This is a genomic window from Lichenihabitans sp. Uapishka_5, from assembly GCF_033947565.1.
Taxonomy (GTDB): Bacteria; Pseudomonadota; Alphaproteobacteria; order Rhizobiales; family Beijerinckiaceae; genus Lichenihabitans.
On record NZ_JARPVX010000018.1, the window covers coordinates 1 to 21,040 of the forward strand.

At 67.9% G+C, this 21,040-nt stretch carries 20 protein-coding genes, 1 tRNA gene and 1 other RNA gene; 9 read left to right on the forward strand and 13 right to left on the reverse strand.

Annotated elements, in window-relative coordinates:
- From P7D22_RS09405 to P7D22_RS09415, 3 genes are all read right to left on the reverse strand, one after another.
- Nucleotides 1-992, reverse strand: a 992-nt coding sequence (locus tag P7D22_RS09405) for a DUF5666 domain-containing protein (protein ID WP_319933969.1), incomplete at its 3' end; no start/stop codon positions are given.
- Nucleotides 989-1,858, reverse strand: coding sequence for a DUF6502 family protein (locus tag P7D22_RS09410; RefSeq protein ID WP_319933970.1), 870 nt, complete (start codon nt 1,856-1,858; stop codon nt 989-991). The genes P7D22_RS09410 and P7D22_RS09405, both read right to left, overlap by 4 nt.
- Before the next feature lie 121 nt (nt 1,859-1,979).
- Nucleotides 1,980-3,110, reverse strand: a complete 1,131-nt coding sequence (locus P7D22_RS09415; RefSeq protein ID WP_319933971.1) for a YihY/virulence factor BrkB family protein — start codon at nt 3,108-3,110, stop codon at nt 1,980-1,982.
- A 140-nt stretch (nt 3,111-3,250) separates the two neighbouring features.
- On the opposite strand from P7D22_RS09415, the gene P7D22_RS09420 reads away from it, so the two are divergent.
- Together P7D22_RS09420 and P7D22_RS09425 are read left to right on the forward strand one after the other, a co-directional pair.
- Nucleotides 3,251-4,342 (forward strand): catalase family protein, encoded by a 1,092-nt coding sequence (locus P7D22_RS09420; protein ID WP_319933972.1) that lies wholly within the window; start codon nt 3,251-3,253, stop codon nt 4,340-4,342.
- A 46-nt stretch (nt 4,343-4,388) separates the two neighbouring features.
- Nucleotides 4,389-4,853: a nuclear transport factor 2 family protein gene (locus P7D22_RS09425; RefSeq protein ID WP_319933973.1), complete on the forward strand. Its 465-nt coding sequence runs from the start codon at nt 4,389-4,391 to the stop codon at nt 4,851-4,853.
- Nucleotides 4,854-4,870: 17 nt separating this feature from the next.
- Here P7D22_RS09425 and P7D22_RS09430 read toward each other — a convergent pair whose 3' ends face one another.
- Nucleotides 4,871-5,395 (reverse strand): flavin reductase family protein, encoded by a 525-nt coding sequence (locus tag P7D22_RS09430; RefSeq protein ID WP_319933974.1) that lies wholly within the window; start codon nt 5,393-5,395, stop codon nt 4,871-4,873.
- A gap of 312 nt (nt 5,396-5,707) precedes the next feature.
- Here P7D22_RS09430 and P7D22_RS09435 point away from each other — a divergent pair, with 312 nt between their 5' ends.
- Nucleotides 5,708-8,347 carry a response regulator gene (locus P7D22_RS09435; RefSeq protein WP_319933975.1) on the forward strand — a complete coding sequence of 880 codons (2,640 nt, stop codon included), beginning with the start codon at nt 5,708-5,710 and terminating at the stop codon, nt 8,345-8,347.
- 157 nt (nt 8,348-8,504) lie between these two features.
- Here P7D22_RS09435 and P7D22_RS09440 read toward each other — a convergent pair whose 3' ends face one another.
- Entirely contained in the window at nt 8,505-8,663 is a 159-nt protein-coding gene (locus tag P7D22_RS09440; RefSeq protein ID WP_319933976.1) for a hypothetical protein, read from the reverse strand.
- Nucleotides 8,664-8,932: 269 nt separating this feature from the next.
- Nucleotides 8,933-9,022: transfer RNA gene (locus tag P7D22_RS09445), tRNA-Ser, on the reverse strand.
- Between the two features lie 189 nt (nt 9,023-9,211).
- Between P7D22_RS09445 and msrA the strand changes: the two genes are divergently transcribed.
- Entirely contained in the window at nt 9,212-9,874 is a 663-nt protein-coding gene (gene msrA / locus P7D22_RS09450; protein ID WP_319934023.1) for a peptide-methionine (S)-S-oxide reductase MsrA, read from the forward strand.
- Between the two features lie 132 nt (nt 9,875-10,006).
- Here the strand turns inward: msrA and mepA are convergent, their stop codons facing one another.
- Nucleotides 10,007-10,927, reverse strand: coding sequence for a penicillin-insensitive murein endopeptidase (gene mepA / locus P7D22_RS09455; protein WP_319933977.1), 921 nt, complete (start codon nt 10,925-10,927; stop codon nt 10,007-10,009).
- Between the two features lie 34 nt (nt 10,928-10,961).
- Nucleotides 10,962-11,471, reverse strand: coding sequence for an RNA pyrophosphohydrolase (locus P7D22_RS09460; RefSeq protein ID WP_319933978.1), 510 nt, complete (start codon nt 11,469-11,471; stop codon nt 10,962-10,964).
- A gap of 452 nt (nt 11,472-11,923) precedes the next feature.
- Between P7D22_RS09460 and P7D22_RS09465 the strand changes: the two genes are divergently transcribed.
- Nucleotides 11,924-12,616: a class I SAM-dependent methyltransferase gene (locus P7D22_RS09465; protein ID WP_319933979.1), complete on the forward strand. Its 693-nt coding sequence runs from the start codon at nt 11,924-11,926 to the stop codon at nt 12,614-12,616.
- 7 nt (nt 12,617-12,623) lie between these two features.
- Here P7D22_RS09465 and P7D22_RS09470 read toward each other — a convergent pair whose 3' ends face one another.
- Nucleotides 12,624-13,121, reverse strand: coding sequence for a pyridoxamine 5'-phosphate oxidase family protein (locus P7D22_RS09470; protein ID WP_319933980.1), 498 nt, complete (start codon nt 13,119-13,121; stop codon nt 12,624-12,626).
- Nucleotides 13,122-13,270: 149 nt separating this feature from the next.
- Here P7D22_RS09470 and ssrS point away from each other — a divergent pair.
- The 3 genes from ssrS (at nt 13,271) to P7D22_RS09485 (ending at nt 14,911) form a co-directional block, all read left to right on the forward strand.
- A non-coding RNA gene (gene ssrS / locus P7D22_RS09475) (6S RNA) lies at nt 13,271-13,423 on the forward strand.
- A gap of 81 nt (nt 13,424-13,504) precedes the next feature.
- Nucleotides 13,505-14,092, forward strand: a complete 588-nt coding sequence (locus tag P7D22_RS09480) for a 5-formyltetrahydrofolate cyclo-ligase (RefSeq protein ID WP_319933981.1) — start codon at nt 13,505-13,507, stop codon at nt 14,090-14,092.
- A 3-nt stretch (nt 14,093-14,095) separates the two neighbouring features.
- The gene (locus tag P7D22_RS09485; RefSeq protein ID WP_319933982.1) at nt 14,096-14,911 is read left to right on the forward strand and encodes a TIGR00282 family metallophosphoesterase; all 816 of its coding nucleotides are present in this window, start codon (nt 14,096-14,098) and stop codon (nt 14,909-14,911) included.
- A 178-nt stretch (nt 14,912-15,089) separates the two neighbouring features.
- Here P7D22_RS09485 and P7D22_RS09490 read toward each other — a convergent pair whose 3' ends face one another.
- The 3 genes from P7D22_RS09490 to P7D22_RS09500 form a co-directional block, all read right to left on the reverse strand.
- Nucleotides 15,090-15,770: a hypothetical protein gene (locus P7D22_RS09490; RefSeq protein ID WP_319933983.1), complete on the reverse strand. Its 681-nt coding sequence runs from the start codon at nt 15,768-15,770 to the stop codon at nt 15,090-15,092.
- A gap of 116 nt (nt 15,771-15,886) precedes the next feature.
- A complete protein-coding gene (locus tag P7D22_RS09495; RefSeq protein ID WP_319933984.1) occupies nt 15,887-16,603 on the reverse strand; it encodes an alanyl-tRNA editing protein in 717 nt (238 codons plus the stop codon).
- Nucleotides 16,600-17,631: a cysteine synthase A gene (locus tag P7D22_RS09500; RefSeq protein WP_319933985.1), complete on the reverse strand. Its 1,032-nt coding sequence runs from the start codon at nt 17,629-17,631 to the stop codon at nt 16,600-16,602. The genes P7D22_RS09495 and P7D22_RS09500 overlap by 4 nt, the downstream gene beginning before the upstream one ends.
- Nucleotides 17,632-17,776: 145 nt before the next feature.
- Between P7D22_RS09500 and P7D22_RS09505 the strand changes: the two genes are divergently transcribed.
- On the forward strand, nt 17,777-19,093 hold the full coding sequence (locus P7D22_RS09505; protein WP_442916069.1) for an MFS transporter: 1,317 nt from the start codon (nt 17,777-17,779) through the stop codon (nt 19,091-19,093).
- A 353-nt stretch (nt 19,094-19,446) separates the two neighbouring features.
- Here the strand turns inward: P7D22_RS09505 and P7D22_RS09510 are convergent, their stop codons facing one another.
- The gene (locus P7D22_RS09510) at nt 19,447-21,036 is read right to left on the reverse strand and encodes a glucan biosynthesis protein (RefSeq protein WP_319933986.1); all 1,590 of its coding nucleotides are present in this window, start codon (nt 21,034-21,036) and stop codon (nt 19,447-19,449) included.
- Nucleotides 21,037-21,040 lie beyond the last annotated feature (4 nt).

Below are 21,040 nucleotides of genomic sequence, written 5' to 3' on the forward strand. Positions count from 1 at the left end.
CCATCGGGTCTGCCGCCGGGCCCGTGCGGGCCGCCGGGCCCTCGACCCCCCGGGGCGGATCGGGCCGACGAGGCTTCGCCGCGGATGCCGGATACCTGGATCTGGCCTTGTCGCACCGTGGCCGAGACGATCGCGCGCTCTTCGCCGGTCACCGCAACCGACAAGGCGGTTGCGGGCGTCGTCAAGCCCGACCCGAACTGCACCGCGCCATCGGCGAGCGCCACGTAATCCTCGATGGACAGCTCGGCCGGATGTCCGGCGAGGATCTGCGCAAAGGCCGGCCGCGCCCTAGCGACGACCAAGCGGCCCTCCGACACTCGGCCGTCGAGCCGAAGCCGTTGGCCGAGCAGTGTCGGGTCGAGACCGGCGATCGGCAGCGCGCCGATCCACACGGCGCCATCGGCCTCAAGGCGCGGAATGCCGGCCACCATGGCGCGCCCCGCCGGCCGCCGCGCCACGAGGCTCGCCACGATCGTGCCGTCGAGGCGGCGCAGACCGCTCACCGCCACCCACTGGCCTACGGTCAAGCGCCGGCCGGTCCGGGTCGGCGCCCAGCCGACCGGCTGGCCCAACACCGTCAACCCGTCGGGGGTCGCCGCCTCGATCGGTCCCGTGACCTCGCTGAAGGCTTCGATCGATCGCGTCGCCAGCCGTTCGCCGCGATGATGGCGGGCCAGCACATGCACCACGTGGCCGATCTCGAGATCCTGCAGCCGGGCCGGACGGTCGTCGATGCGGACCCGCACCGAACGGGGAAAGGTGATGCGCAAACCGTTCACCACGATGCTGCCGAAGCGACGGATGGTGCCGATCACGCCCGTGCCGCCGATGCCGCGATCGCCGGGCTCGGTTTCGGGTGGCAGGACGCCCGTGCCGCCCATCCCGCGATCGCCGGACGGCCGCTCCTGGGCGCTGGCCGGGCCGACGATAGCGGCTGCCCCGAGGGTCGCATGGAGGAGGCGTCGCCGCGACCAGGCCCGAGGCCGTGTCATGGGCCGGGCCTTGCGGACTGCGCGGCCTCGGCCTTCGGATCGACGACGTCCGGCACTTCGTCGGCAAAGACGTAGACGCCAAAATTCCAGCGCCAGTGTCCGCCGCCATCCTGGTCGCAGGCCTCGTGGGCGTCGCGGTTGGCTTCGCGCAAGGCCGTCAGGGCCAGGGTGCGGGACAGCGCCTCCAGTCGACGTGCCGTCGCGGCCGACAGCCGGTCGTAATGCACCGAGCGTTCCAGGAAGCGCGGTGCGTCGCCGCCGACATTGGCCACGGCGGCGGCGATATGGTCGTGCAGGTTGCGACCGAAATAATGCAGCTGTTCGTCGTCGCCGTCGCGCGGCACGAAGGCCGTCTCGACCAGCGTCACGTCCCCCTGGGGGTCGAGCACCACGATCCGGCGGTCGAGCCATTCGTCCAGAATGGCGCGGGGTCGCACGTCCCGGGTCACCGCAGTGACGAGAGTTTCGAAGGAGGGCATCCCAGGCGGCGCCACCCGGGGCAGCGCCATGGGCCCTCCGGCGTGGTCCAGGAAGGCCGCATCGGCCATCCAGCGGGCCAGGATGCGGCTTGTCTGCGACAAGCTGGCCGGAACCACATTGACCGGCGACCCGGCCCCACGCAGCCGGCGCACCTCCTTCCGGTGGATGCCGGTCAGCAGGCTGACGCGGCTGTCGGTCTGGTCCTTGCCGGCCAGGGCGAAATCATATTCGGCGACATTGACGTAGAGTTCGCGCAACACGTCGCTCAAGGCCGGATAGGTCATGCCGCGCTGCACGCAGAGACGCACGAGCGGACGCAACAGCCGAACGAGTGCGGCCTGCAGCTTTGTCCCGGGCAGGGGAGAGGATGTCGGAGACTCTGGCACGAGCGGGATGATAAGCCACAGTTTCGCAAAGCGAAAGCGCCGTGGGGCTTCGTCCCACAGCCTGCTTCGTCAAGTGTGAATCAGAGTCTCTATGCTTCGGCCTGTTGCGCCTTTGCCGGCGTCATCCGGCGACCTTGTCGGCCATTGCGGCCCCGCGGCGCCCCATGGGCTTGCCGCCGCCTTCCGTCGTATCCTGGGGCGTCTGGTGTTCCATCTCGGCATTCACCTCGGCCCCGATCAGCACCACCGTGGTGGAGATCCAGATCCACGTCATGAAGCCGATGGCGGCGCCGAGCGACCCGTAGGTCTCGTTGTAGGTGCCGAACTTCGCCACGTACCAGGAAAACAACATCGAGGCCACGACCCAGGCCACGGCCGCCAGGCCGCTGCCCCAGGTCACCCAACGCCATTGCGGCGCGCGCCGGCTGGGACCAACCCGGTAAAGCACTGCCAGTGCCAGCATGATGAGGCACAACAACAACGGCCAGCGCGCCAGGCTGATGGTGGTCTCGAGCACGCTGCCCAGCCCGACGAGATTCAACACCACCGGGATCACCACCACGGCGCCGAGCGCCAGGATCACGATCGCGAGCCCCCCGAGCGTGCAGAGAAGCGACACGGCGTTCAGCCGGATGAAGCTGCGCTTTTCCTTTTCGTCGTAGACGATGTTCAGCGCGTCGAACATGGCCTTGACGCCCGCATTGGCACTCCAGAGCGCCACCCCGAGGCCCGCCACGAAGCCGAAGCCGAGAGACCCATGCGGCTTCGAGGCGATGCGCTTCACCTGCTCGCCGATGATGTCGAGCGCGCCGCTCGGCATCAGATTTGCCAGGGAAGCGAGCTGATCCGAGATCGTGACCGGATCGGCCAGCAGCCCGTAAAGCGACACCAGCGCCGTGATGGCCGGGAACAGGGCCAGAAGCGCATAAAAGGTCACGCCCGCCGCAACCGCCAGCACGCGGTCGTTGCTGAGTTCGCCATAGACCCGCCAAAGGATGTCCTTCCAGCTCCGCGCCGTGAAGGCGGCCGGTGTGTCGGCGGCCTCGCCATGCCGGCCCTCGGCGGCTTGACCGCGCTCCTGGCCGGGAGCATCGCCCCTGGGAAGGCCGGCGCCGAGGCTGGTCCGGGGAGTGGAGGCGGCGCCCGCAGGCACGAGGGGCCGCCGGGCCAGAACCGCCACCGCCAAGCCCATGGCCAGCGCCGAACCCCAGGTTGCGGCGGCGGGAGGGCGGGTGTTGGCGGGATCTGGCATCAAGGGTTGTCCATGGTTCGAGGCTACGGCAACGGTCTTCAGGCGGCAGGTGTCGCGGCGTCACGGCCTGGGTGGGGAACGCCGCTCCCGGCTGCGACGTTGCCTGGAACGATAAAGATCTGCCGCTGGAGTGTTCGACGATGGGTTCGGAACCGATTCGCTATCACGACGGCCTCGAAACGGTGCAGGCCGACGAGGCGCAGATCCATGCCGAGATGATCGAAACGTTCAACAAAATCCAGAACATCACGGCGAAGGACTACGGACGCGCCGTGCGGGGCGTTCACGCCAAGAGCCATGGGGTGTTGGTTGGGCGGCTCGCGGTGCTGCCGAACCTGCCGCCCGCCTATGCGCAGGGTTTTTGTGCCAGCCCGGGCCAGCACGACGTGGTGCTGCGGCTGTCCACCAACCCCGGCGACATCCTGGACGACAGCGTGTCGACACCGCGCGGCCTGGCCGTGAAGGTGATGGGGGTGGAGGGCGAGCGTCTGCCCGGCGAGGACGGCACCAGCCAGGACTTTGTGATGGCCAATGCGCCGGGCTTCACGGCCCCCGATGCCAAGGCCTTCCTGCGGAGCCTGAAGCTTTTGGCCACCACCACCGATACGCCACAGATCTTCAAGAAGGGATTGTCGGCGGTGCTGCGCAACGTGGAGGCGGCGCTCGAGGCGGTCGGCACCAAGAGTCCGACGTTGATCAGCCTCGGCGGCCATCCGGAAACACATATTCTCGGCGAAACCTTCTACAGCCAGGTGCCGCTGCGCTGGGGCGACTATGTGGCCAAGGTGGCGGTGGCGCCGCTGTCGCCGGGTCTGACGGAGCTGACCGGCGCGCCGCTCGACGTCAATGGTGTTCCCGACGGATTGCGCAACGCGGTCTCGAACTTCTTCGCCGTGCATGCCGGCACCTGGGAGGTGCGGGTCCAACTGTTGACCGATCTCGACACCATGCCGATCGAGGATGCCTCGAAGGTCTGGTCGGAGGACGAAAGCCCATACGTTCCCGTGGCGCGCATCGACGTCGCCCGCCAGGACAGCTGGAGCGACGGCAAGATCAGGAGCGTCGACGAAGGCGCCTCCTTCAATCCGTGGCATTGCCTCGCGGCGCATCGGCCGCTCGGCTCCATCATGCGGGCCCGACGGGCCATCTATCCGAAGTCGGCGGCCTTCCGCGCGGCCCACAACGGCTGCCCCATTCACGAGCTTGCCAGCGCGGCGGAAGTCGGCGAGTAGCCTCCCCTGGCCTGGGGCCGCGGCCCGCCACCCTGAAAGGTTTCGCATGTCGCGTCCGCCGTTGCCGCCCTTCGTGGCCGACACTGCCGCCCGCAAGGCCCGTATGGCCGAGGACGCCTGGAACACGCGCGATCCCGAGCGCGTCGCGGGCGCCTATACGGCCGACAGCCAATGGCGCAACCGCGCCGAATTCCTGCAAGGCCACGACGAGATCGTGGCGTTCCTCCGCCGCAAGTGGAGTCGCGAGCACGAGTATCGCCTGATCAAGGAGGTGTGGGCCCATGCGGGCAACCGGATCGCGGTGCGGTTCGCCTATGAATGGCATGACGAGGCCGAACAATGGTTCCGGTCCTACGGCAACGAGAATTGGGAGTTCGATGCCGCCGGGCTGATGCGCCGGCGCATCGCCTCCATCAATGACCTGCCGATCGCGGAGCGGGACCGTCTCTACCGTTGGCCCCTCGGGCCGCGGCCGGAAAACCATCCCGGCCTCAGCCAACTGGGCCTGTAGAGCGAGGCGCGCCAGCGTCAGAGCAGGTTGAGGCTGCCGAAACGCCCATGAGCGTAGACGAGGCCTTCGCCGCTGCCGAGCTCGCCCTGCACATCCCGCACCGTGCCCAGCACGATGGCATGGCTATGCCGCTCGATCACCTCTTCGACGTCGCAGTCGATGATCGCCAGGGCGCCCTTGAGGCCCTGGGCGCCTGACCCCATCGTGATCCATTCGGCCCCGGCGTAGCGGTCCGGTCCCCGAGCGCCGCCAATGCCGGCGAACCGCGCCGCCACATCGGTCTGGTCGGCATGCAGGACGTTGACGCAGAAATGCCGTCGCCCGGCGATCACCGGCCAGGACGAGGAGGCGCGATTGACGGCGATCAACATGGTGGGCGGGTCCATCGACAGCGACACGGCCGATGTGGCGGTCAGCCCGGTGCGCTCCGGGCCGATGCCGGCCGTGATCACCACGACGCCCCCAGCCAGCCGACGCATCGCATCCTTGAGCGACAGCACGTCGCCCGGCGGGGCATCGAGGGTGCGGAGGGGCTGGTTCATCTCGGGTGATCTCGAGAGGGAAAGGATGACGCCGAGGCGACCCGATCCCGAGCCAGGCATCTCGCATCAGCCCAACATGGTCGCCCCATGGAGTCAACGGCGTTCCGGCGCCGGCGCCCGTCCGCCATCCAGCCATGCGTCCGCCGGCTGCGTGCCGCTTGGCTGCACCGATCCCCTGGCTTATCGAGCGCTGGGCCGCAGCGTCGGTGTCTTGCCGCCGTGCGGATGCCGGTCCAACTATGCACCGTCAACACGAGGCTTGTCGCGGCACCGGGCCGGTGCGGCGACGCAGGATAGAAGAACCGCGTCCCGATGAGCCAGACCAGCTACGACCCCACGCTCGTGGTGCTGTCGGTCGTGATCGCGGTGATCGCCTCCTATACGGCGCTCGACCTTGCGGGACACGTGCAGGGCGCCTCGCGGCGCCAGCGCTGGGGCTGGATCGCCGGCGCCTCGCTGGCCATGGGCGGCGGCATCTGGTCGATGCATTTCGTCGGCATGCTGGCGTTCCGCATGGGGATGCCGGTGCTCTACGACCTCGGCGTGACGGTGGTGTCCTTTGCGATCGCGGTCGGCGTGACCGCAGCGGCCTTTGCCTGGGTCAGCTTGGCGGGCCGGAGCTGGAAGGCGATTGCGATCAGCGGGCCGATGATGGGGCTCGGTGTCGCGGCCATGCACTATACCGGCATGACGGCGATGCAGATCCCCGGCAATCTGGCGTTCAGCGGGCCGGTGGTGCTGGTTTCGGTGTTGATCGCCGTCACGGCCGCCACCGTGGCGCTGTGGCTCACCACCCGTCCGAACGGCGTTTGGCAGAAGGCCGTCGCGGCCAATGTGATGGGCTTCGCGGTGGCCGGCATGCATTATACCGGCATGGCGGCCGCCACCTTCACGGCGGAGGCGCATGGCGCCAGCATGGCGGCCCACCCGGGCGGCGTCAGCCTCGGCCAGCAGAACCTCGCGCTTTATGTGGCGGGCGCCACCTTTCTGATCCTGTTCGTGGCCATGCTGGCCTCCTCGTATGACCAGCAGCGCACCAGCCGCGCCCTGAAGGCCAGCGAGTCGCGGTTCCGGGCAGCCGCCGAGGCGGTCGGCGACATCATCTGGACCAACAGCCCGGATGGACGCATGGATGGCTCGCAGCCGGATTGGCAGGCCTTCACGGGCCAGATCGAAGCCGAATATCAGGGGTTCGGCTGGGCCAAGGCGCTGCACCCGGACGACGTCGAGCCCTCGATCGCGGCCTGGAATGCCGCCGTGGCGGGGCGGCGAACCTTTGTGTTCGAGCATCGGGTGCGCCGCCATGACGGCATCTATCGGACCTTTGCGGTGCGGGCCGTGCCGGTGCTGGAAAGCGGCGCCACCATCCACGAATGGGTGGGCGTGCATGCCGACATCACCGAGCGTCACGAGTTCGAAGCCGCCCTGAAGAACGCCCGCGACGAGGCCGAACAGGCGAACCTCGCCAAATCGGCCTTCATCGCCAACATGAGCCACGAGCTCCGCACCCCGCTCTCCGCCATCATCGGTTACAGCGAAATGCTGCTGGAAGAGTTCGAGGAAGACGAGGACACGCTCGGCTTCGCGGGCGACATGCGCAAGATCGAAGGCAATGCGCGCCACCTGCTCGGGCTCATCAACGACGTGCTCGACCTGTCGAAGGTCGAAAGCGGCAAGATGGACGTCTTCGCCGAGGACCTCGACGTGGCGACAGTGGTGAGCGATGTGGCCGCGACCGTGGGACCGCTTGTCGACAAGAAGCACAACCGGCTCGTCCTCGACATCGCGCCCGATCTCGGCGGCATGCATTCCGACCTGACCAAGCTGCGCCAGATGCTGCTGAACCTTCTCAGCAACGCCGCCAAATTCACCGAGAACGGCAGCGTGACGCTGTCGGCCAAGCGGGCCAGCGACGCCGGCGCGCCCGTTCTGGTGTTCCGGGTGACCGACACCGGCATCGGCATGACGCCCGAACAGCTCACCAAGCTGTTCCAGCGCTTCACCCAGGCCGACAATTCGACGACGCGCCGCTTCGGCGGCACGGGGCTCGGCTTGTCCCTGACCCAGGCCTTCGCGGCCATGCTGGGTGGCACGGTCAGCGTGGAAAGCCGGGCCGGGGAGGGGACCACCTTCGAGCTCCGCCTGCCCGCCACCTATGTGGCGCCGGCCGTGATACCGGCGGGCGGCGACCCGCTGCCGCTGCCGGACGAGGGTGCCGAAGCGCGGCCCCTCGTGCTGGTGATCGACGACGATCCCGACCAGCGGGCCCTGATGACGAAGTTCCTGCACCGCGAAGGCTTCACGGTGCAGACGGCGGCCGAGGGCGATACCGGTCTGGCGCTGGCCCGCAACCTGAAGCCGCATGCGATCCTGCTCGACGTGATGATGCCCGGCATCGACGGCTGGTCGGTGTTGAGCGCCCTCAAGGCCGATCCGGCCCTCGATCACATCCCGGTCATCATGGTGACCTTCGTGGAGCAGCGCGCGCTGGCGGCTTCGCTGGGCGCCGCCGATTATGTGATGAAGCCGGTGCGCTGGGACCGCTTCAAGAGCGTCATGGACCGGTTCCGGCCGCCCGAAAGCGACGTGCTGGTGATCGACGACGATGCCGACACGCGGGCCCGCATCCGCAAGGCGCTGGAACGCGACGGCTGGTCGGTCACGGAAGCCGAGAACGGCCAGGACGGTCTCGCCAAGCTCGCGGGCTTACGCCCCGGCATCGTGCTACTCGACCTCACCATGCCGGTGATGGACGGCTTCACGTTTCTCGAAACCATGCGGGGCATGCCGGAATGCGCCGCCATCCCGGTGGTGGTGTTGACGGCGCTCGACCTTACCCGGGAAGACCGTCGGCGCCTTCATGGCGCGAGCCAGATCCTGCACAAGGGCGACGTCAGCCTGCGGACCCTGGCCGAGCGCCTGAAAGGATTGCCGGAAGCGGTCGCGCCCTGAGCCGCGACGGGGGCTGGCGCGGTTTCGGCCGGCTTGCCTTGTGACTGATGGCCATCCTGTCGCCCGGCTCGGGGGCCTGGCGCCGACCCTGGCCTCGGGGCCGTCCCGCAGCCTGGATGGAGGCACAAGGCGCGGCGGTGTCCCGCCGCGCCGATCGTCAGTGTTGGGGTGGGCGCCCGTCCCTGGCCAACGCCTCCTGCACCAGTTCGCCGAGCAGCGTCTCGACGACCGTTTCTTCCGGCAATTCCCCCTTCCGGGCGCAGATCACGGCTGTCTCGAACCGCACCATGACCGAGACCGCCTTTCCGGTTCCCATGACCCTGAACCGCCCTGTGAACCTCCGTCCGGCTCGTGTGACGGTCGCATCCTGCATCAGCATCGGTGGCCTCCTCTCGCTGTCGCATCGTGAGGCGGTCGGCATATCCGAGTCGCACCGCCGATGGGGTCGCGATCGATGCGTCGGGGATCAAACATCGGTGAGTTGACAGGCGTGCCGCCTGTCGGACCTCAGGGCCGACGACGTCTTCAGCTCACTGAACGGAATCGCCGACCTGATCGGTCATAGGAAGAAGATGGGGATTGTTTTGGCGGAGGGAGCGGGATTCGAACCCGCGATACGGTTTCCCGTATACACACTTTCCAGGCGTGCGCCTTCAACCACTCGGCCACCCCTCCGGCCTGCCCAGACGCGGCCGCAAGCGGCCGGTGGGGGCGGAATGGCGGCACTATAGTCGGGACGGTCGGGAGCGCAACCGCGATCGCGTCCGGCCTGGCAAAATTCGTCGCGGTGCCTGACGTCCAGCGCGGGCGTCCTTACATTGTCATCATGGCCGCGCATCGGCCGCGATGAGGAGTTCTGCCATGTTGTCGTTCTTGCGCAAATCCGCTGGTCTGCCGGCGCCCGGCCAGGCGCTGCCGGGCCGCTCCGCGCCCGTGCCGACCGCCGAGCGCAGCCGCGTCGGCGGCCACCATGCCCTGCAGGGGCCTTATCCGGCCGGCATCGAGGTCGCGTATTTCGGCATGGGATGCTTTTGGGGGGCCGAACGCCTGTTCTGGCGCCTGGGCGACGGCATCCACGTCACGGCCGTGGGCTACCAGGGGGGCGAAACCCCGAACCCGACCTATGAGGAAGTGTGCTCGGGCGGCACGGGCCACACCGAGATCGTGATGGTAGCGTTCAATCCCGCCAAGCTGTCCTACGAGGCGCTGCTGAAGGCCTTTTGGGAGAACCATGACCCGACGCAGGGCATGCGCCAGGGCAACGACGTCGGCACGCAATACCGCTCGGCCATCTACACCACCACGCCGGCTCAGGCCGAGGCGGCGGAACGCTCGCGCGATGCCTATGCGGATGCCCTGAAGAGCCGCGGCATGGGCCCGGTCAGCACCGAGATCCGGCCGGCCCCCGCCTTCTTCTTTGCCGAGGACTACCACCAGCAATACCTCGACCGGGTGCCGCACGGTTATTGCAACCTCGCCGGCACGGGCGTGAGCTGCCCGATCGGCCTCGGGGTCGCGGCCGCCTAGAAACCGGTCGGGCCAAGTGGAAACCACTTGGCCCGACCAGGCAGCCGACCACGAAGGGATGCGACAATCCGTGTGGTTCAGCGAGAGCCACATACACTCGCGCGCGAAACGCCCATGCGCCCCGCTTTCGGCTCAGGGTGCGACCAGAACCTGTCGGCACGCTGCCGGCAGGCCCGCCATGGTCAGCGGCGGTGCCGGTCGGGCATTGGGGTTCAGTCGCGGGTGCAGCACTTGCGGCCGGAACCATGCGGTCAACGAGGCATCGCAGCCGTCGCCCGGCCGGGTGGGGGCCTGGGCCTGGCAGGAGCTGTCGCCGGCCGGGCAGGCGATGCGGACGTGGAAATGGTAGTTGTGGCCGTACATGGGCCGCACCTTGGTGAGCCAGGTCCGGTCGCCCCGGGCGTCGCGGCAGATCGCCTTCTTGATGGCCGGGTTGACGAAGATGCGCTCCACCTCGGGTTGCTCGGCCGCCGCCTCGATCAGCGCCATATGGGCCGGCGTCCATTTGGCCGGATCGACGTCGAGCCCGTCGGGCCGCACAACATTGGTGGCCGACATGAACTCGCGCTCGGCCCGCGTCAGCGTGCGGTCCGGCATCGGCGACAGCCAGATATCGGCATCGAGCCCGACCTGATGGGAAGCATGACCGGTCAACATCGGGCCACCGCGCGGCTGGGAGATGTCTCCCACCAGAATGCCGGGCCAACCGTTGACGGCGGGAACAGTCTTGGCGAAGCGCTCGAGAAAGCCGATCAGGGCCGGGTTGCCCCAATTGCGGTTGCGCGACAGGCGCATCACCTGCCAGGCCTCGCCATCGACCGGCAGCGCTTGCGCGCCCGCAAGGCAACCATGGGCATAAAAGCCGATCGAGCGTGACTGCAGATCGACGGGCGCCTCGACGCGGCCGAACAATTGCTTGGCGGCGAGCTTCGGATCGGCCGGATTGGCGAGCGCCGGGAGCGGCTGCGGGTCGAGGGTGCCACGATCCTGCGCCCGGGCGGAGCCCAGGCAGGCCAGCAGGCCGAAGGCGGCCAGCAATGCTTTCGATCCCATCCGCACCCGCTTCGCCTTGTCGTCGTTGCAGCCTCTAGCTGGCCGGCATGTCGGCAAGATGGCGGAAGTCGGCCACCACGGATTCGTAGACCGCGCGCTTGAACGGGATGATGAGCTCCGGCAGGCGCTCGATCGCTTCCCAGCGCCAGGCAGCGAATTCCGGCTTGTGGCCGCCCGCGGGCGCCAGGATGTTGATCTCGGTCTCCTGGCCCTCGAAGCGGAAGGCGAACCATTTCTGCGTCTGGCCCTTGTAGCGGCCGCGCCAGCTGCGCTTGGAAATGTCGACCGGCAGGTCGTAGTTGAGCCAGCGTGGAGACTCGGCCAGCAGCGTCACCGAAGACACGTTGGTTTCTTCGCGCAATTCCCGCAGGGCCGCGTCGCGGGGCGCTTCGCCCGGGTCGATGCCGCCCTGCGGCATCTGCCATTCGTGCCCGGCCAGGGCCGGATCGAGCACGCGCTTGCTGCGCCGCCGTCCGACGAAAACCTCTCCCTTCGGGTTGAAGAGCGCGATGCCGACGCAAGGGCGGTAGGATAGGTGACGCATTGGGACCACTCGAGGTTGCCGCATTGTCGCCCGAAGGCTGTCCGCCCCCAAGAACAAAGTTCGAGCCGGTCGCGACCCTGCGGATCAAGCGCATGGGATCGTTGAAGTCGCGTTAACGTATTGAAAAGCATGTTGCATCGGGCGCCTAACGCGCGACGCCGGTGTGGGCCGCGGGATGCAATCTGCGACAGGTTTGGGCGGGCGTGCTCGGGATCGCCACTTTGGCGGGCGACGGCGCCTCCGCGTGGGCTCGGCTTATGGCGCCGCCGCCTTCGGTTGAGCCAAGCCTTCGACAAGGATGGCCGCCGCGCCTGCCTCCGCTTTGGCGTGAGGATCGGCACGCACCATCCCGGCGTCTTTGTCTGCGCGGAATGGGTCGGCGCCCTTGCCGGCCGCCGCCGTCCTGTGAAACAGACACCCGGGCCGGATCCCGCCGGCCGGGATCCTGGTTCATGCGATGCAACATCTGCGGCGGCACCGGCTTCGACGACATGCCGAAGCGCCCCGCCGTGCGCTGCCGCACCTGCGGTTCGTTGGAACGGGGTCGCGTGGCGGCGCTCTATCTCAACGGGTCGGATCGCCCGAAGCGTGGCGCCGCGGTGCTGCATTTTGCGCCCGAACGCGGCTTGTCGGGCCTGCTGGCCGAGGCGGCCGGCCCGGGCTACCGCGCCGTCGACATCGATCCGAGCCTTTACCCGCATGTGGCGGCGGAGCGCTTCGACCTGTGCCGCGACCTCGACACACTGGGGGAAGGGCGCTTCGACCTGATCGTGCACAACCACGTGCTCGAGCATATCGAGTGCAACTACACGGTTGTGCTGGCGCGGCTCGTCAAAGCCTTGAAGCCGGATGGGCTGATGCTGTTCAGCCTACCCATTCTGCCGGGCGGCTTCGGCGACGAACTGCTCGACGGCGACCACGATGCCAAGCTCGCGCGGTTCGGCCCGTCGCTGCACGTGCGGCGCTTTGGTACCGCCACGTTGCAGCAAACGCTTGGAATGGTGGTGCGCATCCCGGAACGCTACGACTTGACGGCACTCTTCCCCGAGACGCAACTCGCGGACGCCAATATTCCGGCCCACCATTGGCGGGCCTTCACGGGTGCGAGCGTCTTTCGCGTCGGACGCCGCGACCTGCTGATTTGAGCCGCGCCTACAGCTCGAGCCGGCCGTGCTCGCCGATGTTGCCGGGTTTCTGGCCGGTCAGTAGGGCCTTGGCATAGGCGAACAGGACCACGGCCTTGCCGTTCGGCGCATCCCAATATTCGGCCTCATGGATCGTCACCTTGAGCAGTGCGATCTCGGGATCGTCCGGGCCTTTCGGGAACCAGCCGCGGGCCGAAGCCGTCCAGTGCGCCTTGATGGTGTCCTTGTCGGTGATCACCTCGGTGTCGCCCCGCAAAGCGATGTAGAGCTGCTTGCCTTCGTCGGCGTAGGTCAGGAGCGTGTCCCGGTCCCGCTCGAGGTCCATCACCTTGCCGGAATGGTCGTTCGACAGGAAGTACAGCGCTCCGTCGAAGTCGATGTCGCTGGTCGCCATGGGACGGCTGTGGAAGTGGCCGTCGCCGCCGCGCGTCGACATCATGGCGATGCGCACGTCCTTCAGCAGCTCCATCAGGCGCTGCTTCGAGCCGGGTTCGGGGTCGCTCATCGGGGATCTCCGTTTGGGTGTGCGAAAGGCAATCCCAGGGCTGCGGTTCGGTTCCGGTTTCCGGCGGACCCCGAGGCGCGGCAGAGTGAACGGCACGCCACAACCCCACCCCCTGGCGCCCGACGGCAAATCACCCTAGATATTGTTTCGCGGAGCTGCGGGGCGCGTGAGGACATGTACTCCCGGGGCCTTATCGATCCTGAGGGAGCTGTCCCTGACCTCGCTCGTGGGCTTGGTTATATGGCGCCCACCTACGTTGTAGGTTCCCGGGGTCGAAATCCCACGGCCATTGTGGCCCCGCACTCGTTTCCGCTCCGACGGGCCGGGGTGTCCGGCCGTCGCCGCCGCGCCAGGCGGGAGACCACGCAAGGCCCGCTGCCCCGATGGCGCCATCCCCCAAAGTCGAGATCCGCGCCGCGGCGCTGAGCCGTCGCGCCGCCGTCCCGCCAGCCGAGCGCGAGGCCTTTGCGGCGCGCCTAGCCACTGTGGGGCCGGGCCTTGTGCGCAGCGCCGTCGACCCGACTGCCGATCCCGTGGTTGCGGCTTTTCTGCCGATCCGTGACGAGCCCGATACGGGCGCGCTCCTGGCTGTGCTGCATCGCATCGGGCTCGTCACGGTTCTGCCGGTCGCGGGCGCGCCGGGAACGCCGCTCACGTTCCGGCGCTGGGCACCCGGCGATCCGCTCGAGGTGGGGACCTGGGGGCTGCGTCATCCGCCGGCCACCGCGGACACGGTGGTGCCCGACGTTTTGTTCGTGCCGGTCGCGGCGTTCGACCGTCGTGGCGCCCGCATCGGCTACGGCGGCGGTTATTACGACGCGACCCTGGCGGCGCTGCGGCAGACCCGCCGGGTCCAAGCCATCGGCGTGGCGTTCGTCTGCCAGGAAGAACTCTACCTGCCTTGCGAAGACCACGACGAGCCGCTCGACCTCGTGGTGACCGAGCGCGGCATCATCCTGTGCGAGGCCTGAACGATGCGATTGTTGTTCGTCGGCGATGTGATGGGCCGCTCCGGCCGGGCCGCGATCGCGGCGGAGATGCCGCGCCTGCGGCGTGAGCTCAGGGCCGATGCGGTGGTGGTGAACGGCGAGAACGCGGCCGGCGGCTTCGGCATCACGGAAGCCATCTGCGCCGAGATCCTCGATGCCGGCGCCGATGCCGTGACGCTCGGCAACCACGCCTGGGACCAGCGCGAGGCGCTGGTCTTCATCGAGCGGCAGCCGCGCCTGATCCGGCCGCTGAATTTCCCCAAGGGGGCGCCCGGCCGAGGCGCCAACCTGATCGAACTCGCCAACGGCCAGCGCCTGTTGGTGATCAATGCCATGGGTCGCGTCTTCATGGACGCCCTCGACGATCCTTTCGCGGCGATCGAGCGGGAGGTGGAGATGTGCGGCCTCGGTGCGGCTGCCGATGCCATCCTGGTCGACCTGCATGCCGAGGCGACGAGCGAGAAGCAGGCCATGGGGCATTTTCTCGACGGCCGCGTCAGCCTCGTGGTCGGCACCCACACCCATATCCCCACGGCGGACCACCAGATCCTGCCGGGCGGCACCGGCTACCAGACCGACGCCGGCATGACGGGTGATTTCGACAGTGTGATCGGGGTCGACAAGGAAGAGCCGATCCGCCGTTTCCTGACCAAGCTGCCGGGCAGCCGCTACGAGCCGGCCGCAGGGCCGGCGACGCTCTGCGGCGTGCTGGTGGAAACGGACGACCGCACCGGTCTCGCCCGCCGCATCGGCCCGCTGCGGGTCGGCGGCCGGCTGGCGCCGACGATGCCGGACTTCTGAGGCGGTCGCATCCTGCGCCATGGCTGCACCCCGCGCACCCCCACGCGAGGTGCGAACCCCTGGTCCGCCGATCCGAATCGTAGGAGGGCGATGGGCCCTGGCGCAAGCTGGGACATCACGGTGCAGCCTGATTCCTCCAGGCTGTGACCCGAACGACTCAGCCGATTGGACGGCCTCCTCAGGCCGAGGCTGATATCCGCTTGCGTGCGCTGTAACCGATCGCTGCTAGGGCCAGGAGAGCCGCACCAAACATCGGCGCGGCGGCCGGGAGCGGCACGGCTGAGATGGAGCCGAAGCCCTGTAGCGAGCTGAGGCTGAAATCGACCTCGTATCCACCAGTCCCGATGCCTGCCGGACCGGACGGAACCCCGATCAGCTTGCCGAAACCACTGACGCTGACCGGGCCGAAGCTCTGCTCGGGGTCGACGGGGATGTTGGCCAGGATCGAGGCAGCCGACAGGATGAGGCCGCCGTCCGAGGCCTGCTGGAACGGTCCGAACTGGTTGAACGAGGTGCCAACGTTCACGTTGATCGACGAGGTCGTCCCATCGTTGTTGATCAGGGAGGTCACGGGATAGTCGTTCGTGAAATATCCCTTGTCGTGGCCGATCTGCGCCTGCGCGTGCTGCAGGGCGATGGCGAGGTCGGTCTGTTGTGCGCTGATGTAGAAGGCACTGGCGCTACTGCCGTCGACCGTGATCGTAATTGCGTTGTGCTTCAAGTAATCGGCAGCGACGTTTTGCGTGTTCGTTGTATCGGTCACAGTTCCGCGAAAGACATACTGAAAGGCTTCTGCCTTGCCGGTCCAACCGCATAAGCTGAGACCCATGGCGAATGCGATTGCAATTTTGGTCTTCATTTCAAGATCCCCCCAGCCAATATGCCCAGGTTGAAACGTATTTTAACGTCCTGGAAAGTCAAACCGCCATCGGGTGAGCAGCGCGTGATCCCCAACTCCTTGCCGCTTTCGGTCCCTCATGCGCTTGCGAGGCGGATCCTGACGCGCCTGTTCTGCTTGCCCTTCTTCTCGATTCCCGTGACCTCGACGGGGCCGATCTCGCCGGTATGGCCCACGTGGGTGCCGCCGCAAGGCTGCAGGTCGAGCCCGGCGATCTCGATCAGGCGGACCTGGCCGGTGCCCATCGGCGGCTTCACTGACATGGTCTTCACGAGGCCGGGGTCGGCCAGAAGCGCCGCGTCGCTGATCAAGCGAGACGTCACGGCGGCGTTTTGGGCGATCAGCGCGTTCAGGCGCACCGCGATGTCGGCCTTGTCGAGGCCCGCGTCCGGAATGTCGAAGTCGAGGCGGCCGTCGCCGTCGCCGATGGCGCCACCCGCCACTGGATAGGGCAGCACCACGGTCAGCAGGTGCAGGGCCGTGTGGATCCGCATCCGCTTCCAGCGTGTGTCCCAGTCGATGGCGGCCACCACCGCGTCGCCGACCGCAAGGGGTGGGGCGTCCGCGGCCGGGACGTGCACGACCGTTCGCTTGTCGGCGCCGTAGCGGGTGGTGGCGATCGGCACCACGCGGCCGTCGGAGGCCGTCAGGTGCCCCGCGTCGCCCATCTGGCCGCCGCCCTGCGGGTAGAACACCGTGCGGTCGAGCTGCAGCCCGCCGTCGGGCTCGACCGCGGTGACGATCGCCTCGACGCTCCGCAAGGTGACGTCATCGCGGAAGACCAGATGCGTCACAGCAGGGTGCCGATGTCGAGGGTGGGGCTGCGGGTCAGCCAGTCCGGCACTGGCAGGTTCTTTTCGCGCAGGAAAGCGGGGTTGAAGAGCTTCGACTGGTAACGGGCGCCCGAGTCGCACAAGATCGTCACGATCGTGTGGCCGGGGCCGAGCGCCCGGGCGAGCCGGATGGCACCCGCGACGTTGATGCCTGACGAGCCGCCGAGCAGCAGCCCCTCATGCTCGGCCAGCGCAAAGACGATCTCGACCGCTTCGGCGTCGCCGATCTGATAAGCATGGTCGACGCGGAGGCCTTCGAGATTGGCCGTGATGCGGCCCTGGCCGATACCTTCGGTGATGGATGAACCCTCGGCCTTCAAGGTGCCCTGCGTATAGAAGCTGTAGAGCGCCGCGCCCATCGGGTCGGCCAAGCCGATCGACACCTGCGGGTTGCGTTCCCTCAGGGCCTGGCCGACGCCCGCCAGCGTGCCGCCCGAGCCGACCGCGCAGATGAAGCCGTCGATCGTGCCGTCCGTTTGCTCCCAGATCTCGGGGCCTGTGGTGCGGTAATGCCCGTCGCGATTGGCGACGTTGTCGAATTGGTTGGCCCAGATGGCGCCGCCCGGCCGGTCGGCCAGGGTCGCGGCCAGGCGGCCCGAAAGCTTCACGTAATTGTTCGGGTGGGAATAAGGCAGCGCCGGGACCTCGATGAGCTCGGCGCCGCTCAGCCGCAGCATGTCCTTTTTTTCCTGGCTCTGCGTTTCGGGGATGACGATCACGGTCCTGAACCCCAGGGCGCTGGCCACGAGGCAGAGCCCGATCCCGGTGTTGCCGGCCGTGCCTTCGACGATGGTGCCGCCCGCTTTCAAGGTGCCGCGCGCGACCGCGTCTTCCACCATGGCGAGCGCCGCCCGATCCTTGACGGAACCGCCGGGGTTCATGAACTCGGCCTTGCCGAGGATCGTACAGCCGGTCGCCTCCGAGGCGTGCCGCAGCTTGATCAAGGGCGTGTGGCCGATGGCCTCCAGCACGTTGGCTTTGCTGTCCATGGATCGCGGTCCGGCGTGGATGGAGGTCGAACCCTAGTGGTCGGCACCGTGATCGGCAACGCCGGGCGGCTTCGAAACGTGTGAAGCCTCGCCTGACGAGCAGCCGAACGTTGCTCAAGCCGGCAAGGGTCCGTTAGGATTGGGCATGTCGATGTCTGACCGATCCGCTTCCCGTCCGCCGCTGCATTACGCCTGGGTCGTCATGGGCGTCACTTTCGCGGTGTTGCTCGTCGGGGCCGGCATCCGGGCGACGCCCGGCATTCTGATCGTGCCGCTCGAGCGCGAGTTCGGGTGGTCGCCCGCCACCATCAGCGCCGCCGTGGCGGTCAACATCCTGCTCTACGGGCTGCTCGGCCCCTTCGCGGTGGCCATCATGGAGCGCTTCGGCCTACGCCGCACGGTGGTGAGTGCGCTGGCGGTGTTGACCATCGGGGTTGCGAGCACCTCAGCCATCACCCGACCCTGGCAACTCGTCGCGCTTTGGGGCGTCGTGGTGGGCTCCGGTACCGGCATGGTGGCGCTCGTCTTCGGCGCCACGGTGGCGAACCGCTGGTTTGCCACCAACCGTGGGCTCGTGCTGGGGCTGCTGACGGCCAGCAGCGCCACCGGCCAGTTGATCTTCCTGCCGCTGTTGGCGCGCCTCGGCGAGTCCTTCGGCTGGCGTGCCGTGTCGCTGACGGTGGCCGGCGCCGCCCTGCTGCTGATCCCCTTCGTGGCGCTGTTACTGCGCGACCGGCCCGCCGATCTGGGCCTGCCGCCTTATGGTGGCACGACGGTCGAGCCGCGCGTCGTGTCGACCGTCAACCCGGCCGTGCGGGCCGTGAAGGCGCTGCGCACCGGCCTCGGCTCGCGCGACTGGTGGCTGCTGGCCGGCTCGTTCTTCGTCTGCGGCGCCTCCACCAACGGCCTCATCGGCACCCACCTGATCCCGGCCTGCGTCGACCATGGTATCCCTGAGGTGCAGGCGGCCGGGCTGCTGGCCCTGATGGGCATCTTCGACTTTTTCGGCACCACGGCCTCGGGCTGGTTGACCGACCGGGTCGACAGCCGCCTGCTGTTGTTCTGCTACTACGGCCTGCGGGGGCTTTCGCTGATGTTCCTGCCGTTTTCGTTCGACTACAGCTTCGCCGGCCTGTCGCTCTTCGCGGTGTTCTATGGGCTCGACTGGATCGCCACCGTGCCGCCCACGGTGCGGCTGGCTGAGAAAAGCTTCGGCAAGGAGAACGCCGCCCTGATGTTCGGCTGGATCGCAGCGGCCCATCAGGTCGGTGCCGCTTCGGCGGCCTGGACGGCGGGCTTCGTCCGCACCGCCACGGGCAGCTACCTCGGCGCCTTCGTAGGGGCCGGCATCCTGTGCCTCGGCGCCAGTCTGATGGTGTTGTTCGTCGGCTTCGGTCCGCAGGGCCGGGCGGCATCAGGCCGGTCGGCGTCCGGTTCCACGGCTCCGAGTCCGGCCGCCTGACGGTCAGGGCGCCCGGGAGTTCCACACCAGTCGAGGCGATCTTGCGGGCGAAGCCTGCCTGTTGTTCAAGGCGCTTATGGCACTGACCGAAGTGCAGAGGCGCGCCGGGGACGGCATCCCGACACGATTTCACCGTCCGCAGCAGCCTGCCTCAACAAAAACCCGGCCGGAGCCGGGTCGGGTTTAATGCCAGAACAGGAACAGAAGGATGATCACCGGGATCGGAACACCGATCAGCCACAGTAGAATCGAACGACCCATCACAAACCCTCCCATCATTGCTGGGAAAAGCGCCATCCGCTGCGGGAAGTTCCCAACCCGGTGCCTTCGGGAAGGCGCCTCGGATCGCTTGGTTAAAACGGATGGTACTGGAACGCCCAGGTTTCGCTCAGGCTGACATCGCCGTGCTTCAGCACGCAGCGCAACTCCACCGGTTCCGGGCCGGTCACCACCAGATCGAACTGGGCGCGCCAATGGCCCGCCACGCCGTCCGGCACCGCCTCGGTATATTGGTAATCGGTGAAGCGGCCGCGCGAACACCACAGCTCCATCTGCGGCTTGACGCCGAACGGCAACGACCCGAGCGGGCCGCCCAGGAACTCCACCATGAATTTGCGCACGCCGGCCGGGCGCGGCAGGCCGGGCTGTCCGCCACGGCCGAGCCGCGTCGCGACGCAGCGCGCCAGTGGGCCCGGATAGGGCTCCTCGGCCACCCAATGCAGCTTGTAATGGATGTCGTAGCTCTTGCCCGCCGTGGCGGGCTCGGCCGGCACCCACATGGCCACCACATTGTCGTGGATCTCGTCGTCGGTCGGAATCTCGATGAGCTGCACGGCGCCCCGGCCCCAATCGCCGAGCGGCTCCACCCAGACGCTGGGGCGTTTCTCGTAATAAACGCCGTCGAGGTAATGGTCGAAGGCGCGGTCGCGCTGCAGCGTGCCGAACCCCTTGGGCGAGGTATCCGCGAAAGCCGAGGCCATGGTGCGCGGCGGATCGTTGAGCGGTCGCCAGATCCGCTCTCCCGACCCGGTCCACAAAGCGAGGCCATCGGAATCATGCACCTCCGGGCGCCAGTCGATCGCGGTCGGCTTCGCGGTATCGGAAAACCAGTACATCGTGGTCAGCGGCGCAATGCCGAGGCGGCTCACGTCGCGGCGCAGGTGCAGCGTGTGCTCGATGTCCATCAGCACGCTTTTCGTGCGGGTCATCGTGAACTTATAGGCGCCCGTCACCGACGGCCCGTCGAGCAGCGCGTAAAGCACCAGCGTATCGGCGTCGGTCTTGGGCGTCTCGACGTAGAAGTGCGTGAAGTCCGGGAATTCCTCGTTGATGCCCGCCACCGCGACGTCGATCGCGATGCCGCGAGCCGACTGGCCATATTGGTAGAGTTCGCCGATGGCGCGGAAATAGGAGGCGCCCAGGAAGGCGGCCCAATCGTTGTTGTGCCAGTCGAGCGAGCCGCCGCGCGGCTCCTGCACCCGGAATCCCGCGAAGCCGACGCCCGGCGGCAGGTCGCGGGCCGGCGAGTCGGCCGGCATGTGGAACATGTCGCCGTTCGAGATGATGGCGCGGGCCTGGCCCTCCGCCACCACGTGCATCTCGACCGCCTTGCGGAAAAATTTGCCGATGTGGAAGAACGTCACCGGGAACCGGCCGGGGCCGTCCACGAACAGAGCCTGATCGGTGTTGAAGGTGATCTTGCCCCATTGCTCGTAGTCGATCTTGTCGACGACGGCCGGATCGGGTTCGCGCGGGGCCTGGTAGGGACTGGCCGCCATGGCGCGGGCCGTCGCCTTCAGGGTGTCGAACGAGAAATCCTCCGGGGCCCCGAGCTTGAGGGCGCTCTGGGCAAAGGCCGGCAGGCCGCCGCCGATCAGCAATCCCGCCGCGCTCGCGGCCGTCAGGGCCTTGACGAAATCGCGACGGTCGATGGAGCCCGACATAGAC

What these genes read in the sequence shown, in the direction of transcription:
- P7D22_RS09500 (WP_319933985.1), bottom strand. Translation starts at nt 17,631, where the DNA reads ATGGACAGCAAAGCCAACGTGCTGGAGGCCATCGGCCACACGCCCTTG.
- P7D22_RS09420 (WP_319933972.1), top strand. Translation starts at nt 3,251, where the DNA reads ATGGGTTCGGAACCGATTCGCTATCACGACGGCCTCGAAACGGTGCAG.
- P7D22_RS09460 (WP_319933978.1), bottom strand. Translation starts at nt 11,471, where the DNA reads ATGCGTCACCTATCCTACCGCCCTTGCGTCGGCATCGCGCTCTTCAAC.
- mepA (WP_319933977.1), bottom strand. Translation starts at nt 10,927, where the DNA reads ATGGGATCGAAAGCATTGCTGGCCGCCTTCGGCCTGCTGGCCTGCCTG.
- P7D22_RS09425 (WP_319933973.1), top strand. Translation starts at nt 4,389, where the DNA reads ATGTCGCGTCCGCCGTTGCCGCCCTTCGTGGCCGACACTGCCGCCCGC.
- P7D22_RS09435 (WP_319933975.1), top strand. Translation starts at nt 5,708, where the DNA reads ATGAGCCAGACCAGCTACGACCCCACGCTCGTGGTGCTGTCGGTCGTG.
- P7D22_RS09485 (WP_319933982.1), top strand. Translation starts at nt 14,096, where the DNA reads ATGCGATTGTTGTTCGTCGGCGATGTGATGGGCCGCTCCGGCCGGGCC.
- P7D22_RS09470 (WP_319933980.1), bottom strand. Translation starts at nt 13,121, where the DNA reads ATGAGCGACCCCGAACCCGGCTCGAAGCAGCGCCTGATGGAGCTGCTG.
- P7D22_RS09440 (WP_319933976.1), bottom strand. Translation starts at nt 8,663, where the DNA reads ATGGGAACCGGAAAGGCGGTCTCGGTCATGGTGCGGTTCGAGACAGCC.
- P7D22_RS09415 (WP_319933971.1), bottom strand. Translation starts at nt 3,110, where the DNA reads ATGCCAGATCCCGCCAACACCCGCCCTCCCGCCGCCGCAACCTGGGGT.
- P7D22_RS09465 (WP_319933979.1), top strand. Translation starts at nt 11,924, where the DNA reads ATGCGATGCAACATCTGCGGCGGCACCGGCTTCGACGACATGCCGAAG.
- P7D22_RS09510 (WP_319933986.1), bottom strand. Translation starts at nt 21,036, where the DNA reads ATGTCGGGCTCCATCGACCGTCGCGATTTCGTCAAGGCCCTGACGGCC.
- P7D22_RS09430 (WP_319933974.1), bottom strand. Translation starts at nt 5,395, where the DNA reads ATGAACCAGCCCCTCCGCACCCTCGATGCCCCGCCGGGCGACGTGCTG.
- P7D22_RS09490 (WP_319933983.1), bottom strand. Translation starts at nt 15,770, where the DNA reads ATGAAGACCAAAATTGCAATCGCATTCGCCATGGGTCTCAGCTTATGC.
- P7D22_RS09505 (WP_442916069.1), top strand. Translation starts at nt 17,777, where the DNA reads ATGTCGATGTCTGACCGATCCGCTTCCCGTCCGCCGCTGCATTACGCC.
- P7D22_RS09480 (WP_319933981.1), top strand. Translation starts at nt 13,505, where the DNA reads ATGGCGCCATCCCCCAAAGTCGAGATCCGCGCCGCGGCGCTGAGCCGT.